Annotated in this window: 13 protein-coding genes; 7 read left to right on the top strand and 6 right to left on the bottom strand. The window is 40.6% G+C overall.

The window, feature by feature from the left end:
- Window positions 1-16: 16 nt before the first annotated feature.
- Complete coding sequence (locus ACOQO1_RS10125; RefSeq protein ID WP_420602758.1) at window positions 17-1,021, top strand: alpha/beta hydrolase; 1,005 nt, start codon at window positions 17-19, stop codon at window positions 1,019-1,021.
- 11 nt (window positions 1,022-1,032) lie between these two features.
- On the opposite strand, the gene ACOQO1_RS10120 is transcribed toward ACOQO1_RS10125, so the two are convergent.
- The 3 genes from ACOQO1_RS10120 to ACOQO1_RS10110 form a co-directional block, all read right to left on the bottom strand.
- Window positions 1,033-1,716 (bottom strand): intradiol ring-cleavage dioxygenase, encoded by a 684-nt coding sequence (locus ACOQO1_RS10120; RefSeq protein WP_420602757.1) that lies wholly within the window; start codon window positions 1,714-1,716, stop codon window positions 1,033-1,035.
- A 19-nt stretch (window positions 1,717-1,735) separates the two neighbouring features.
- The gene (locus tag ACOQO1_RS10115; protein ID WP_420602756.1) at window positions 1,736-2,335 is read right to left on the bottom strand and encodes a hypothetical protein; all 600 of its coding nucleotides are present in this window, start codon (window positions 2,333-2,335) and stop codon (window positions 1,736-1,738) included.
- A gap of 105 nt (window positions 2,336-2,440) precedes the next feature.
- The gene (locus tag ACOQO1_RS10110; RefSeq protein WP_420602755.1) at window positions 2,441-3,316 is read right to left on the bottom strand and encodes a hypothetical protein; all 876 of its coding nucleotides are present in this window, start codon (window positions 3,314-3,316) and stop codon (window positions 2,441-2,443) included.
- A 240-nt stretch (window positions 3,317-3,556) separates the two neighbouring features.
- Between ACOQO1_RS10110 and ACOQO1_RS10105 the strand changes: the two genes are divergently transcribed.
- From ACOQO1_RS10105 to ACOQO1_RS10080, 6 genes are all read left to right on the top strand, one after another.
- Window positions 3,557-5,158 carry a LamG-like jellyroll fold domain-containing protein gene (locus ACOQO1_RS10105; RefSeq protein WP_420602754.1) on the top strand — a complete coding sequence of 534 codons (1,602 nt, stop codon included), beginning with the start codon at window positions 3,557-3,559 and terminating at the stop codon, window positions 5,156-5,158.
- A 110-nt stretch (window positions 5,159-5,268) separates the two neighbouring features.
- Window positions 5,269-6,273 (top strand): LacI family DNA-binding transcriptional regulator, encoded by a 1,005-nt coding sequence (locus tag ACOQO1_RS10100; RefSeq protein WP_420602753.1) that lies wholly within the window; start codon window positions 5,269-5,271, stop codon window positions 6,271-6,273.
- Window positions 6,274-6,369: 96 nt separating this feature from the next.
- A complete protein-coding gene (locus tag ACOQO1_RS10095; protein ID WP_420602752.1) occupies window positions 6,370-9,318 on the top strand; it encodes a PSD1 and planctomycete cytochrome C domain-containing protein in 2,949 nt (982 codons plus the stop codon).
- Entirely contained in the window at window positions 9,318-10,766 is a 1,449-nt protein-coding gene (locus tag ACOQO1_RS10090; protein WP_420602751.1) for a DUF1501 domain-containing protein, read from the top strand. The genes ACOQO1_RS10095 and ACOQO1_RS10090 overlap by 1 nt, the downstream gene beginning before the upstream one ends.
- 17 nt (window positions 10,767-10,783) lie before the next feature.
- Window positions 10,784-11,701 carry a hypothetical protein gene (locus ACOQO1_RS10085; protein WP_420602750.1) on the top strand — a complete coding sequence of 306 codons (918 nt, stop codon included), beginning with the start codon at window positions 10,784-10,786 and terminating at the stop codon, window positions 11,699-11,701.
- Window positions 11,702-11,704: 3 nt separating this feature from the next.
- Window positions 11,705-13,117 (top strand): c-type cytochrome domain-containing protein, encoded by a 1,413-nt coding sequence (locus ACOQO1_RS10080; RefSeq protein ID WP_420602749.1) that lies wholly within the window; start codon window positions 11,705-11,707, stop codon window positions 13,115-13,117.
- Here ACOQO1_RS10080 and ACOQO1_RS10075 read toward each other — a convergent pair.
- The 3 genes from ACOQO1_RS10075 to ACOQO1_RS10065 form a co-directional block, all read right to left on the bottom strand.
- The gene (locus ACOQO1_RS10075) at window positions 13,114-14,106 is read right to left on the bottom strand and encodes an SMP-30/gluconolactonase/LRE family protein (RefSeq protein ID WP_420602748.1); all 993 of its coding nucleotides are present in this window, start codon (window positions 14,104-14,106) and stop codon (window positions 13,114-13,116) included. The two genes, ACOQO1_RS10080 and ACOQO1_RS10075, sit on opposite strands and share 4 nt — an antisense overlap.
- 3 nt (window positions 14,107-14,109) lie before the next feature.
- Window positions 14,110-15,120: an inositol 2-dehydrogenase gene (iolG, locus tag ACOQO1_RS10070; RefSeq protein WP_420602747.1), complete on the bottom strand. Its 1,011-nt coding sequence runs from the start codon at window positions 15,118-15,120 to the stop codon at window positions 14,110-14,112.
- A gap of 227 nt (window positions 15,121-15,347) precedes the next feature.
- Complete coding sequence (locus ACOQO1_RS10065; protein ID WP_420602746.1) at window positions 15,348-17,129, bottom strand: arylsulfatase; 1,782 nt, start codon at window positions 17,127-17,129, stop codon at window positions 15,348-15,350.
- Window positions 17,130-17,261: the final 132 nt, after the last annotated feature.

Here is a 17,261-nt window from a genome sequence, read left to right as displayed (position 1 = left end):
CTCATAAAACATCCCAATGAAGGTACTTTTTAATGTCTTAAAGGGCGTATTCCTGTTGATCGCCATTCTTGTGTTGGTCTATTTTCTAGGACCAAAAGTTGAAAAACCAAATCTAGATACCACACTTCCGAAGATGAGTACAGATTTGGCCCAGTTGGAGAAAGAGATCAATAGCCGAGAAAATGCTATTTCAAACATTAAAGCAGATAATGAGGCCAAAATTATTTGGTTCGATAGCATCCCGACGAAAACAGCGTACAGCATTGTCTATTTGCACGGTTGGTCCGCCAGTAGGATGGAGGGGAATCCATTGCATAGGGAAACCGCTAAACGTTATGGTTGCAATCTTTATCTTCCCAGATTGGCTGGACATGGGCTTAGTGAAAAAGAAGCCATGCTAAGCCTAACGGCAAATGAACTGCTTGATTCTGCCAAAGAGGCTATATCGGTAGCCAAGCAAATGGGCAATAAAGTGATTATTATGGCAACCTCTACCGGGGGTACTTTGGCGTTGCACTTAGCAAAGGGTGATAAGGATATTGCAGGAATCCTATTGTATTCCCCAAATATTGAGATTTACGACAAAAACGCAAAACTATTGACAGGCCCATGGGGCGTACAATTGGCCAAAGCTGTAAAAAATGGGGATTACCATATTTCTGAATCAACGGAGGAAGAAAAGAAATACTGGACAAGTAAATATAGGGTAGAGGCATTGACCCATTTGCAAGCCTTGGTGGATAATACCATGAATTCAGAGACTTTTCAGGAAGTAACCCAACCTTTGTTTTTGGGCTACTTCTATAAGAATGATTCCATTCAGGACAATGTGGTATCCGTTCCGGCTATGCTAAAAATGTATGATGAACTGGGCACAGACTCTTCGTTTAAAAGAAAAGTGGCCTTTCCCAATGTTGGAGATCATGTAATGACAAGTTACATAACCTCCAAAGATTTAAAATCCGTTCAAAACCAAACAAATCGTTTTTTGGAGGATATTTTGGAACTCAGGCCACAATAATTATCACACTTTTAGCCTGCTACTTTAATTACTTTTTTTAAGGTATACCCGTTGGTGGTATCTCCGGTAACAGCATCTGCCAAATTTTGGGATAGGGAATCCCTAAATTCACCATCATTGGTATTGGCAGTGTCAAAATCACCCTTATAATTGGATGTGGCATACACTATTTTGGAAACATTTTCTGGAAATGCGACTTGGGTGACCAATAATGAGGTATTTCCCCTTTTTATTTCAAGATGAAGATGAGGTGCCCGCCCTGGATACCAACCCGGATATATACTTGTAAAGGTGACTTCACCTTTGGCATCTGTTGTTTGTCGTCCTCTTAAAAAGTGCTCATTGGTGAAATTCCCATCCAGTTGATCACTGTACTCTGAATAATTGCCTTTGGCATCGCACTGCCAAATATCAACAAAAACACCCTCAAGTGGATTACAGTTGTTATTAGTGTTTTGTATGGTGAAATTGATTACCAAGGGTATCCCCGCACGGTTTCCAATAATATTTTCACGTACCCTTTCCGTTGGGCTTTTTATAGGAAAAGGACCCGCAGTCTCCGATGGGGATGGAGCGCATGTGTTTGGGTTCATATTTTCTATGTCATCACCCTTATCACAGGACATGAAAGAAGTGGTCAATATTGGGGTCACTACCCCAATTCCTAGTTTTTGAATGAATTTTTTTCGTTCCATTTGTATTGAATGTTAATGATTATTCTTTGATTATACCATACTTTGCTATCTCCTCATTGGTCATCCAATGAATATTTGCCGCGGATGCTGCGTTAATGGTGAAATAATAGAAATCCTCTGCTTGCTTTTGGGTAAACCCTATGGATTTATAGTAGTTGATATAGGGTAAATGGTTGGTATGGCCTACAGGAAAATTGGTGGCTTCATTGGTGCCATCGGACCATGAGTGGACCCCAATTTTAGTGTTCTTGCCACGAGTCCTTTTTTTTCCGGCCAGAAAAAAATCAACACCGCCCGAAGCTATGGTGCCATTGTCCAAAATATGGATGTTCAGGCTTAAATCATGAACACGTTTGGACAAAAGTAAATTCACCGTATCGTCCGAAGAACCATCACAGTTTTTAATATTGATCGTCTTCACTGTAGGGTGTTTGGCATAGAGCCTATTGAAATCCTTAAGCGAGGAACTTCCAATGGTGCCATTCATTTCTATGGTGTCGTCGTCCAGCACTTTGAATATCCCAAATTGTCTTTTGGAAGAATCAGCAATGGAATCATCTTTTTCACAAGAAGTCAAAAGACCAAATGCCAAAAAGAAGAACAGGATATTTTTTATCATGATTTTATGTTTTGATGATTACTTTTTTTGTGGTTGACGGGCTGCCTTCTAACCCAAAAAAACATGACAGCCCGCAACACTTTTAAACAAAAACAAACACAATGTTTATCTTTTATAGGTGCCATCTGGTAGCACAGTAGGCATTTTGTAAATAGGATTGGTAAATATGGCCCAGGCTTTGGTATCACCTGATTCGACCTTGGCCCGGGTATTGAGTTTCCATTCATTATCAATCTCGGTCAATCTGTTTTCCTGGGCGCCTAGCATGGAGCTCATCACCCAATACAGATATTCCCCAACTTGACAATTGTAGTCACAGGTAGTGTCGTCATAAGTGTACCAAGCATTTGTTGGGTACGATGCGGGTGGATTCTGAAAATTTCCGCCCCTGGCTACATCCATGGCTTTACTGATCTCAGAACCAGATTGTGAACTAAATATATTTGGATAGGCTCTTTCATGCCCTCCGTTGGTTATAATATGCCATACTTCTTCAATAGCAGCATCAAAAGTGCCTGTATGGCCATTGGTATGCCATTTGGGTACGGTTTCATCAGCTCCCAAATCCTGACCCACGGAAAATCCACTTGGCGGATTAAAATTGTCCCTATCTGCCTCCGTTTTCCACATAAATAGAAATGCCTTGTTGGTTTTCATGGAGTTGTGGATGGTAACATTATCAACAGTGCCGTCTTCGTCATTGTCCAGATATTGCGCCATTAGATTGGCTGCGTGCAACAGTTTATTGTCTTCCACAGCTTTGACCGCATAAATGGGAATATCAAAAACAACAACTTTTCTGTTGAAATTTCTGAATCCAGAATCTGTGTTGGCAACTATTTTAAAATTGGGATCATTGCCAGACGCAATGGCTGTCTCTGAATCTGAAGGACCATCATCTTTGGAACAGGATAAGAAACTTGTGCCCAAAGAAAGTGCGAGAATGAACAGTGAAACCTTTAAAATTTGAATGATTTTCATGATGTTTGATGTTGTGTACAATGTTTTTTGTTTCTAGCACAACAGGAACACTTTCAATCACCCTATTTTTTTATTGTTAAGAAAAGCATAAAACTTGAAAAGGAGTTTTTATGAGACAAATAGGTTTTGTTGAAACTATGTTATCAGTGATTTTTTTGAACTAAAAACCAATATTCTAAAAAAGAATATCAGTACTTTGGACATCTTATTTGCATGTAAATAGTATTAAAACCAAACTGAATGAACCTATCAAAAACATTAGTTGTTGCCATGGCCTTGGTATGGGGGTTGGGTACCTTAAAAGCACAGAATCCAATTTTCCATTTGGATTTTGACTCACATGGATTTAAAGATTCACTCATTTCCAAAGAGGATGCAGTGTATATGGTGGACTTATTACAATCCCAATATGCAAAAGGATTATCTGGAAGAGCGTTAGATCTTTCGGCGAATGCGGTGTTAAGAAGACCTGTAAAACTGAAGGAGGAAAAGGTGATTCAGAATACGGAAAAAACATCGTTTTCTGTTCAAATATGGGTTAAAACCCTACCCAATGCCTTAATGGGAACACCGATAATAGGTAATAAAAAGGCAAATGATCCAACAACAAAAGGATGGCAGATTTATACTCGGGAAAATGGTGCTTGGGCGCTTGTACTAAATGATGGAAAAAGCCAGTACGAGTATAGACCAACGGCTAAAAGACAAAGCGTGAATGATGGGGAATGGCACCAAGTTGTTTTTACCGTCAATCGTGAAAAACAAGAGGTGTGGATGTATTTTGATGGGAAAAATACTGCCATTTATAATACCCCGGGCATTGAAGATTTTGACGCAGATTTGGCTACCGTTATTGGAGGGTCCGATGAAAAATGGGAATATGGCTCCAACGGTCAGTGGAACGCATTCAATGGTTTTTTGGATGAGGTAAAAATATGGGATAGGGCAATAACGGCACAAGAAGTTAAGAAACTATATACCCAATTTTATCCTATTGCAGATGGGAAGAATGAGGACTTTCAACCTCAACATTTAAAAGTGCTTTCATGGAATATTTGGCATGGCGGACATAGGTATGGGGAAACGGTTGGAGTGCAACGTGTGATCGAAACAATCAAATCGAGCAATGCGGATGTGATAGGACTGATAGAAACCTATGGTTCCGGTGAGATTATTGCGGATTCTTTGGGGTACTATTTTTATTTGATCAGTTCCAATTTATCCATAATGAGCCGTTATCCAATTTCGGAGACCATTACGGCATTTAAACCCTTTAATTTTGGCGGCGCCAAGTTAAAATTGGGAAAGGAAAAAGAACTCATTTTTTTTGATGCCTGGCTGCATTACCTGCCAGATTATGGCAAAAGCCTTATAGAAGGAAGCAAAACTCCTGAAGAATTGATAGCAGATGAAGGGGAGACGCGATATGCTGAAATAAAGGAAATCCTTAAAGAGATAAAACCGTACTTGAAAAATACTGCCAATATTCCTGTGGTTATGGCCGGCGATTTCAATGGAGGTTCGCATCTGGACTGGAATGAAGAAACCAAAGCAATCCATTACAATTCTGTTGTAGAATGGCCGGTGAGTAAGTTGATGGTGAAATCGGGATTCATTGATAGTTACCGCGAATTACATATAAATCCATTACTTGACCCCGGATTTACATGGACACCACGCGCAGCGACCTCTTCAACCAAATATGGATTAAGGGATAGGATTGATTATATCTATTATCAAGGTAAAGCCCTAAGTGCCATAGAGTCCAAGGTTATAGATTACCATCCTATAATGTTTCCTTCCGATCATGCAGGAGTGATTACGGTTTTTCGTGTGGAGTAAAAGTCCTTTGTAGGATTTTGGTAGCCAACGCTACATTTTAACAACAAAATTTTAAATAATTCTTGTTAAGCTCACGTGAGCATTTTATATTTGTATGAATTAAACATCAAATGAAAAGCACTGTTACCATAAAGGATGTGGCTCGTGAACTAGGCATTCATCATGTAACAGTTTCCCGTGCCCTAAGGGATACCGGCTCGGTGAAAGAAGAAACAAAAACGCTTATAAAACAGAAAGCCAATGAGTTAGGGTATAAGCCCAATCGTTTAGCACAAAACTTTCGAAATAAACGAAGTAATGTATTGGCAGTTGTAGTGCCAGATTTACGACCGTACTTTTTTGCAAAGTTTGTCTCTGACTTCATGGAAACCGCTCAAGAGGCTGGTTATTCTGTTATGATATTTCAGTCTGGTGAAAAGCCTGGGGTAGAAAAGGAGATTGTTGATTCTTTGATTGGTTATAGGGTAACAGGTGTTGTTGCCTCTGTGACCAAAGACACCATACATGATAGTCATTTTGATGTTTTGAAAGATGAGAATATTCCATATGTGTTCTTTGATAGGGCACCGGAGCAGACTGAGGCTTCCCAAGTGTTAGTCAACAATTTTCAGGGAGCATATAATGCGGTAACGGCGATGATTAAATCGGGAAAAAACCGTATCGCATATATTTCTACGCATTATAAACACCAAATATTTAGGGATCGCCTTGCCGGATACAAGAAAGCATTGGAAGACCATAATCTGCCTTGCCTTGAGGAAATGGTGGTTGAAGGAGGATTTTTTATGAAGGATGGATTTGCTCACGCCGAAAGATTAATGAATTTGGAGGAAAAACCGGATGGAATATTGGCGGTAAGGGATGAAATAGGGATAGGAGTTATCAAATATTTGAAAAAAAAGGGAGTTCGGGTGCCTGAAGATGTGGCGGTAATTGGGTTTGATAATGATCCAATGGGTGTGGCATGTGAACCAGAATTAACAACTGTGCAGCAATCCATTCCCTCAATGGTAGCTGGTTCTTTTGAGTTATTGTTGACACAGATTCAAAGTAATTCCTTGAGTTTTGAAAAGAAGGTAATTGAACCGAAAATTATATATAGGGGATCGGCATAGTTTTTTTGAGGCACTCAGCACACGTGAGCATTTTGTGTGAACAAAGAAAATTTCCGATCAAAAGAATTTTATAACTTGACTAGGATGTACAAATTCATGGATGGTATCAGAAATATTGGAAGAATAGGGGCGCTATATGTTGCGATCACCGCCCTGTTTTCCTGTGGCAATTCTGATTCCAACTATGAACCACTACCCAAAACCGTTGATTTTAATTTTCATATTCGTCCCATACTAGTTCAAAACTGTTATTTATGTCATGGTCCGGATCCAAGTAGTCGTAAAGCTGAACTAAGATTGGATACCTATGAGGGAGCAACTGCCGAACTAAAAGAAGGAGGCTTTGCCGTGGTGCCAGGAAAACCAAATAAAAGTCAATTGATGTTTCGGATAAACCATGAGCATGAAGATAAGATCATGCCTCCACCCGAAACCAATAGCAAACTTACCCAAAGGGAAAAAGACCTTTTGGAAAAATGGATTAAACAAGGTGCGGAATGGAAACCGCATTGGTCGTTCATTAAACCCAGCGTAAATGAAGAAGATAAGAATGCGGACATTGATTTGCTTATAAACCGACAATTGGAACAAAAAGAGCTTGTTAAAGCACCATTGGCAAATAAGAATACACTAATTAGAAGAGTAGCTTATTTACTGACGGGACTTCCGCCAGCTCCAAAAGACGTTGAGGCATATATTTCTGATACATCTGAAGATGCCTATGAAAAAATGGTGGATTACTATCTAAATTCTCCAGCCTATGGTGAAAGATGGGCCAGACATTGGATGGATTTGGTAAGGTATGCGGAAACCAAAGGGCATGAATTTGATTATGCCATTACCGGAGCTTGGAAATACAGAGACTATCTCATCAGGGCGTTTAATAATGATCTCCCCTATGATCAGTTGTTGAAAGAGCACTTAGCAGGAGACCTTCTGGAGGAAAAAAGATACGATTCCGAAACCGGAATTTTAGAATCTCAGATCGCAACGGCATTTTATGCCATGGGCGAGGGTACCCATAGTCCTGTCGATATTAAACAAGATGAGGCCAATCGCATAGATAATATGATTGATGTGACCACAAAGACCTTTCAGGGGCTTACGGTTTCCTGTGCAAAATGCCATGACCACAAATTTGACCCAATAACCGCCGCGGATTATTATGCCATGTACGGTGTTATGGAAAGCACCCGATTTACACCATTGGATGCAGACCAATCTGTTTCAAAAGAGCTTACGGCTAAAGAAATACTGGACATCCATAGCTATGTGAAAACCACCGTTACTGAAAAAATCACGGAAGAATTATCCTTCCAAACGGCATCTAATACAGAATCAAATTTGGATGCTGTTGATGGCTATAAAATGATTGGCGATTTTAGAAATGCGGATTTTGATGGATGGGAAACGACTGGATTGGCCTTTGGTGATAGAACAACTCTGGGAAATCCTATTTTTCAAACCCCCTCAGGAAAGTTGTTGTCATTGGAAGAAGGAAAGGCTTCAAGCAAGTTTTTTGAGCCTGGTGCAATGGGAACGTTGCGATCACCTGATTTCATTTTGGATTCCAATTTTATAGGTATCCGGGCTAGAGGAGAACAAAGTACTATTCGAATTATAGTTGACAACTTTCAGTTGATACAATGGCCCATTTATGGCGGACTTACCCATTCAGTGAGTAGCGCCAAATGGAATAATTATAAATTCAATGTTGAGCCATGGAAAGGACATAAGGCTTACATTGAAATTCTCCCCGGAAACTATGATCAACATAATTTCAAGTTGTCCCCAAAGGCTTTTATTGAGGCTCAATACGCGATTTCCTATGATTCGGAATGGCCTAGGGAGGTAGAGGCTTCAAACAAGGAGAAACCCTCTAAAGATTTTTCCTTGGATGGAATCAAGGCAATCAATGCCCATATCAAAAATGGAAGGTTAAAACTTCAATTTCCAGAATTGGTAACTGCAATTGACAGCAGTAAGAAGTTGTCCAAGCCCTTAAAAGACGGTTCGATTATCTATGGGGTGTCAGATGGATCAGCTACTGATAGCCCGGTTTTTATTAGAGGGAGGTATCAAGAACCTTCAGAAGAGAATATTCCAAGAAGGTTTTTGTCAGCACTTCCTCAAGGAGATATTCCTTTTCAGTCCATGGGAAGTGGACGATTGGAATTGGCCGAAGCTATGCTTCATGGAGACAACCCACTTACCTCTAGGGTGATGGTCAACCGTATTTGGCACCATCTTTTTGGAAAAGGAATTGTTGAGACCGTGGATAATTTTGGGCTTCAGGGAAAACTACCTTCACATCCCCAACTGTTGGATCACTTAGCCATCAAGTTTCAAGACGAAGGCTGGTCAATTAAAAATATGATCAAGTACATCGTTACTTCGGAAACCTTTAAAAGAAGCACCTCAAATGATTTTGACCCCTCTGATAAAGACCCAAACAATACATATTTAGCCTCATTTCCTATAAGACGATTGGAATCAGAAGCCATTCGTGATGGAATTCTTGCCGCCTCTCAAAGTTTGGACTCAACATTTTACGGTCCTCCAATTCCAACGTATTTAACTCAATTCATGAGAGGTAGGGGAATGCCAGAAGAATCTGGGCCGTTGGATGGAGCTGGTCGAAGAAGTATCTATCAAGAGGTAAGACGAAACTTTTTGGAGCCTATGATGACCACTTTTGACCGTCCAATTCCATTTACCACCTTTGGTAGACGTGACGTGACTAATGTGCCTGCCCAGTCACTAATCTTGATGAACGACCCTTTTGTGATTCAGCAATCAGAGATTATGGCCGGAAAACTATTGGCACAAAAGAATTTATCCTTTGATCAAAGGATTGAATGGATCTATATGCAAATGTTTTCAAGAAAGCCCACTGAAAAAGAAATTGACAATGCCTCACAATTTATGGCCGCCATTGAAGAAATGAAAGATATGGATGGAGCTGATGAAAACAGGGATTTGGAAATGTGGAAGGAGTATTGCCACAGCATTTTTAATCTAAAAGAATTTATATACCTGATCTAATGAGCAAGTACCACAATTTTATGCAAAGACCGCTTTCACGGCGTGAAATGTTGACCATATGCAAAGGTGGATTCGGGTCTCTTGCTTTTATGAGCCTGTTTGGAGCTACAACCTTTTCCTGCAGTCGTTCCAAAACGGCGCTGGATTCGAGTTCCAGTTTACTTTTGGGGCCTCACCATCTACCAAAAGCCAAAAATGTCATTTTCCTGTATATGGATGGTGGTGTTTCACAAGTGGATTCCTTTGACCCCAAACCAAGATTGGCCAAAGAGAACGGACAAGACCCCAGGAAAAAATTCAAGGTAGATGCCACACAGTTCGATAATGTAGGAAAGATTCTGAAAAGCCCTTGGGATTTTAAACAATATGGAGATTGTGGCATGCCTGTCAGTGACCTCTTTCCACATATAGCCACTTGCGTGGATGATATTGCTTTGATAAGGTCGATGACCTCCCAATTTCCAGAACACACCAATGCCAATTACTTTTTGCACACCGGAAGCGGATTGCAAGGAAGGCCAAGCATGGGATCATGGATGACCTATGGCTTGGGGAGCGAGAACAAGAACATTCCCGGTTATGTGGTTTTGGATGGTGGATTGATTCCACCAGGAGGATTGGACAATTTTAAAAATGGATTTTTACCAGCTTCGTATCAAGCATCGATACTAAGGGCTGGTCCGCAACCTGTGGCCAATATTATTCCAAAGGAAAATATTCCAAACCTTCAAGAACGAAAGTTGGATTTCATCAAACAGTTGGATGATAAACAGTTGGAAGCACTTGGAGAAGCAGATGCCATAGAATCTGCTATTTCTAACTATGAATTGGCCTATAAGATGCAGTCTTCCATTCCTGAATTAACCGAATTCAAGGAAGAAACCGAAGCGACAAAGAAATTATATGGTTTTGACTCCGATGACCCACATACTAGAGGATACGCGGCCCAATGCTTATTGGCGCGTAGATTGGTGGAAAGAGGTGTCAGGTTTATTGAATTGACATGCCCAAAAGTAAGTGCAGATCGCTGGGATCAACATGGAGATTTAAAAGACGGTCATGAAAAAAATGCCCACGCCGTTGACCAACCTATCGCAGGATTGATCAAGGATTTAAAATCCCGTGGAATGCTTGAGGAAACTCTGGTGGTTTGGACGGGTGAGTTTGGAAGAACTCCCTTTGCCCAAGGAACGGATGGACGAGATCATAATCCATCCGCATTTAGCATGTGGATGGCAGGTGCAGGAATCAAGGGAGGAACCATTTTTGGAAGAACAGACGAATACGGTTATCGGGTCATTGAAAACGAAGTCACCGTGCATGACCTTCATGCCACCATTATGCATTTGATGGGGATAGATCACGAACGTCTTACCTTCCGTTTTGGAGGCAGGGACATGAGGTTAACAGATGTCCACGGGCATGTAATCAAAGATGTTTTAGCATAAAAAGAAATCAAATGAAAATGAAATCAACTTTTAAGGTTGGATTAATCTCCTTTTTACTCATGCCCCTTTTTTTAGCTGGGCAACAACCCTCTTCAAGCATTCACCATTCATTTTTTATTGCTGGGCCACAATTCACCGGAATTATTGGCGAAGCGGGTGAGGTAGTTTGGGATTCCAAGAAACCGAGTGCCCGAGATGGCTACGTGCTCAAAAATGGAAACATCTTGATTTGCTGGGCTGACGAAGTACGGGAGTACAACAAAAAAAAGGAAGTTATACTTAAGTATAAAAGGTCGGAAGATGATATGGAGTTGGGTACCGCAGTTCGACTTTCCAATGGCAATACCATGATTACCGAATCTGGTACCCAACCAAGGATTGTTGAAATCAATAAAAAGGGTGAGGTGGTGAAAAGTGTTCCACTTCAACCTGAAACGGACAATGTGCATATGCAGACCCGTATGGCCAGAAAGTTGAAAAATGGAAACTATCTAGTTCCACACTTATTGGCCTTCGCAGTTAAGGAATATCAACCCGATGGAACCATTGTAAACACTTTTAGTACCGATTTTGAAGCATTTGGGGGACGCAAAGCGGAGACATGGCCGTTTACAGCGATTCGGATGAAAAATGGCAATACCTTGGTCACGCTTACCCATGGGAACAGGGTTGTGGAATTGGATCCTAAGGGAGAAATTATTTGGCAGATAGATAATTCCATTTTTGAAGGGGACCCATTGGTTGATCCCTGTGGAGCACAGCGTCTACCCAATGGCAATACCGTAATTGCAAGTTATGGTGCACAAAAGGGAATCAAGATGTTTGAAGTGGACAAAAACAAGAATATTGTATGGACCTATAATGACCATAGGGCGCATCATTTTCAAATATTGACCACCAATAGTAAACCATTAAAAGGAGCACCGCTTAAATAAAGAATGAATTTGTTTGATGTTTTGTTGAATAGTGGTGTAGCTGAAAATCCTTCGGACTTTCTGATTTTTTTGGGCAGAATACATCCATTGGTCGTTCATTTGCCCATTGGGTTTCTGTTATTGGCGGCCTTGGTAGAACTGGTTGTCAAAAAGCCAAAATTTCGGCCACTAAAAAATTACACCCACTATTTATGGGCATTGGGAAGCATAAGCGCCTTATTTGCCGTGCTTTTTGGCTACTTTCTTTCCCTTTCTGGAGATTATAATGAGAGTACACTGTTCTGGCATAAATGGCTGGGCATTGCAGTGTTCCTTTTTTCTCTTGTTTGTTATTTCGTTTCCAAAAAACAATGGAGACTTCCTTTTTATGGAAGGCCTATTTTAATATCCCTGGTTGTATTTACCATTTTTTATACTGGTCATTTGGGTGGAAACCTAACCCATGGATCTACCTATTTGTTGGAATACGCTCCAAACGTTGTTCGGAATTTGGCCGGGATGCCAGACAAAGCTATTCCTAGGGAAAAAGTAACGGTATTGGATTCTGCGGATGTGTATTTGGATTTGATTTCACCCATTTTGGACAGGCGTTGTTTGAGTTGCCATAATGATGACAAAAAGAAAGGTGATTTGAATCTAACCTCTTATGCTAACCTAGCTTTGGGAGGAGAGAACGGTGAAGTTGTGGTCCCGGGAGACCTTAATGCAAGTGATTTGTACAGACGCATTACGCTCCCCGAAACACATGATGATTTTATGCCTACCGAGGGCAAGCCACCCTTGTCCGAGGATGAGGTGGCCATTATGGGGTGGTGGATTGGGAAGAATGTTCCTCCCACGGGCTATTTTGTGGAAATGGAGCCTGATGAAAAAATACGGGACTTGGTCGAAAAATACCTAGGTCTGGACAAGAACAATCTGTTGAGCCAGCAAGTTGAGGTGCCCAGCAAAGCAGTTGTTGATTCCTTGTTGAACTATGGTTTTATCTTGAATCCATTGATGATGGACAATCACTTTTTGGAAGCAAACTTTAGTTTGAGTGAACAAGAATTGAACGATCAGGCTTTGAAAACGCTATTTGGATTAAAAGACCAGGTTATTTGGCTGAACTTGAGCAATTCCGGAATTAAAAATGCCCATCTGGAACAAATAGGGCAATTGGAAAACTTGATAAAGTTGAACCTGAGTACCAACACAATTTCTGATGATGGGTTGGTGCATTTGTCCCAATTGCAAAACTTGGAATCCATCAATCTTTATAAAACTGGTGTTTCTGATGGGTTGGTTGGGCTTGTTCCCAAACTCCCCAATTTGAAAAGGCTTTACCTCTCAGAATCCAAAGTAGATAGCATGACCGTGGCCCAGCTTCGAGAGGAATATCCAGATTTGAAGATAGTCTTTGAAGAAAAGCCTTAAGGCTTTAACTTCACACGCATCAATTTAGGACCTGAGGTGATGTACAGGACTTCTTCTTTATCATCTAGAACACAGTTGGTATTGAACTCATCATTCAAAATGGTACCCAAATGCTTTCCTTCGGGATTCAAAATATAAACTCCACCAGGGCCGGTGGCGAAAATAATACCATGCTTGTTGACTTTCAATCCATCAGGATGACCCTTTTCTTTGGGGGCATTACCTGTTGCGTCAAAAAACTTTCTGCCGTTGGAAATAACTCCATTTTCGTCTACATCAGCAGCTATCCAAATGGCATTTTGCCAATCGGCGTTGGCAATATAAACGGTTTTCTCATCGGGTGAAAACGCAATACCATTGGGACTGGAAAGGGTGTCGGTAACAACCTCGATTTCTCCTTTTGGGGTTATGCTGTAAACTGCAGCCTTTAAACCACTTTCTTCAACCGGAGGCGGGTCGGACATGATCATATTTCCATTGGAATGGAAGGTGGCATCATTGGTATTGTTAAATCGAATGCCGTTATAATGGTCCACAAATACATTAAAATCATTGGTCGGCTTATCAATTGGACTTTTCATTCGCACAGCTTCACCATGTCCGTACCGCAAAATGACCAATGAATCATGCTGGTCCATTAATAATGCACTAGGCCCAGGTCTATTCGGATCAGGATCCTTCATGTCAAGGTATAGGGTTACACTGTCCTTTTCCGTCCACTGATATAGTTTTTGATGCCCAACATCGGTATAGACCAGCTTTTGTTCATCCTTGAGCCAAATAGGCCCTTCGGACCAGGCATGTCCTGTTGAAAGCACCTCGATGACTGCATCGGGCGAAATGACCTCGTCCAAGGTCTTATCCAATCGTTCTATCTTGCCAACGGTTTGGAAGGTCTTTTGTTGAGGTTCGGTCTTTTTCTTTTCACCGCAAGAGGTCAAAATCATAACAGTTACGAACAGACCTAAAATTTTGTGGATTGAATTCATTGATCAATTGATTTTTATGCTGTCAACTTTTATAGGTTGGTTTTCTTTTAAAGATTTATTGGCGGCCTCTGCCAGTATCATGGCCTTGAGGCCATCCTCACCAGAAACGGGCATGGGTTTGTTATGTTGAAGTGCATCAACAAAGACCTTTATTTCTTCAAGATAGGAGGATTCGTAACGGTCCATAAAAAAGTTTAAATGGTGGTCCAATTGGGTGCCGTTCTCTGTGGCTATTTGCAAATTACTCTTCAAAGGATTGTCCACTTTGATGAAGCCTTTAGACCCAAAAACTTCCAAACGTTGATCATACCCATATTTGGACTCACGGCTATTTTCAATGGTGGCTATAGCGCCATTTTCAAATTTCAACAAAACCGTAGCACTGTCAATATCTCCAGCTTCTCCGATGGCAGGGTCAACCAGGCAATTGCCATAGGTAAAAACTTCAACCACTTCACACCCCATGATAAATCTTGCCATATCAAAATCATGAATGGTCATATCCTTGAACAGACCTCCCGACTTTTTGATGTAAGAAATAGGAGGGGGCTGAGGGTCTCTGCTAATGATATGCAAATTGCGAAGGCTTCCAATTTTACCATTGGAAATTTCGGTTTTAACCCTGGAAAAATTGGCATCGAACCGTTGATTGAAACCGATCATAAGCGGAACATCCAAATCAGCAATGGTGCGTATGGTTTCGCTGGCTTTTTTTAGGGATTTGTCAATGGGCTTTTCGCAGAACACTGCTTTTCCAGCTTGGGCGGCCTTCACCGCATATTCGGAATGGGTGTCACTGGGCGAACTGATGAGTACGGCATCAATTTCTGGGTTTTCAATTATGGTATCAACGTCGCCCGAAACATCTTTTACCCCATGATCTAGCGCGAATTTTTGACCTTCCATCCCTGGGTTGACCGCTGCGATCAAGTCTACCCCGTTAATTTTCCTGGAAAGATTCTCAAGGTGGATTTTCCCCATTCTTCCCACCCCAATAATTCCAATTTTTATCATGTGGCTTGGTTTATATAAAAATACGTTTCACAGACCACTATTGCAACTGGATTTTGTTGTGAAAATGCAGATTCTGAAAGGAATGTCGTGTAGTGGTCTACCTTGAATGACAAGCTGAGTTTTTTTCAACAGTTTCGGTCATGATTCTCCAAGAAATCAGCCATTGTTACTTTTAATTATTAATGCACATAATAACATAGAGTCCAATTGATTCTAATGGGGTAAAACTAGTTCATGGATTCTAGAACAAGTAATCTGAAATCTATGAATTGAGGGCCATTTAGGCCTGAAGATTTCAATGAAAGGGAATGATGACCTTCATCTAAATTCAATACGCCCATTTCTAAGGCCTTAAAATTTTTTTCAAATGATTCTTCCCTTGGGAAGCGGTCAAATTCAACGCCCTCAAAAGGAGGGTCATGCGGTTCAGAAATAGTTGTCAGCACTTTGTTTTTACCCTGATGCAATGATAGGACAGCACCAACAGCAGATTCAGTACACGTGTAATATATTGTTGCTTTGTACTTGCCCCTTGTAAGGATATTACAATTCCACGAAATACTGTCGGATTCACTTGTCCAATTCGTAAAATATGAAGAGTTTGGCCATCTATTTGATCTTTTAATGGTACCATGGGGTATTCCGTCCCGGGCAGGAAGTTGGGTAATGTTACTACCTCCAAAACCTACGGGAAAAACTTCTTTTCTATTTCGGTTTAGTTCTGGCAAAACGGAGTTTGTCCATTCACTTTTTGTGTTGATCAATTCAGAAAGTAAAGAATCAGAAGGTTTCTCAATAGGGGTATGTTGACCAGGATCTTTGATTAGATCATATAATTGATTGTCCTTATCCAACATGTATTGTTGATTTCTCAAGCTGACATTTCCATTCCAATGACTGAAAATATATCGATCTTCCCACAAAAACTCCTGATCTAACAACAATGGTTTTAAGCTCAAACCATCCAACGGTTTGTCTCCAGAAATGGATATTTCCGCCAAATCGGTTAACGTGGGCAAAATGTCTATTGCACCGGCAATCTTATCTATTTTTTTGGGTTTTAATTTGTCCTTCCAATACATAATAAATGGAGAGCGCACACCACCTTCATCTGTATGACCTTTAATTCCTTTTAATCCATTGTTCCACCTCCAGCCGTTTGGTCCGTTGTCGGACATATAAATGATAATTGTGTTTTCTAGCAATTTTAAACTATCCAATTTATCCACCAATCTGCCTACATTCCAATCTATGTTTTCGCAGAGCGCAAGAGCGGCACGTGTTTTATCTGTCTTTTCTTTCGAATCATATCGATGTGGTTTAGGAGACACATCTTTGTATTTATCCCACCATTTATCAGGGACTTGCATTGGACTATGGGGAGTATTGTAGGCTAGGTAAACGAAAAAAGGGTCATCGCTTTTGTCCTCAATATATTCCATGGCATTTTTGGTCAGGTCATCAATGATAAACCCATTGCCTTTTACTACTTCACCATTTCGTTCCAACATAGGGCTGAAATAGTTGCCCCAGTGTCCGGAACAAAAACCATAAAACTCTTCAAAACCCCTGTTGTTTGGATGATATGGAGGTTGGGAACCATTGTGCCATTTACCAAATGCCGCAGTATTGTAATTCGCTGATTTAAAGGTTTCAGCTATGGTTCTTTCATCAAGATCCAATCGTTCACCTCCTTGTGACGTAGCATAAATACCTCCTCTTGGATGATATCGTCCGGTAAGCATTTCTGCTCTTGTTGGAGAGCAGACTGGACTCACATAAAAACGATTAAATTGAGCACCTTCATTTGCAAGTTTATCAAGGTTTGGTGTTTCTATTTTAGAATTTCCGTTAACTCCCAAATCGCCCCAACCTTGGTCATCTGTAACAATTAGAACAATGTTTGGTTTATTCGTATTTGGTTTTGTTTTACACGATTGAAAACCGAATCCTATGATTCCAACAATGAAAATTGCTGGATAGAATAGTTTTAATTGTTTTTTTGGCATCACTTCTACATTTGTAATAAAAAATCCGCTTCGGTTAAATTTGCTCCAACCGTCTCGATTATGAGTAGTTGTGTGAGTTAGTATTTAACTTTGCAAGTACACGCCTCACTGAAAATCAGAGATGATTTCCAG

The sequence above is a fragment of the Flagellimonas sp. genome, assembly GCF_965222555.1.
Lineage (GTDB): Bacteria > Bacteroidota > Bacteroidia > Flavobacteriales > Flavobacteriaceae > Flagellimonas.
Note: the sequence above shows the minus strand (reverse complement) of the source record. Positions and strands in the feature narration are given on the sequence as shown.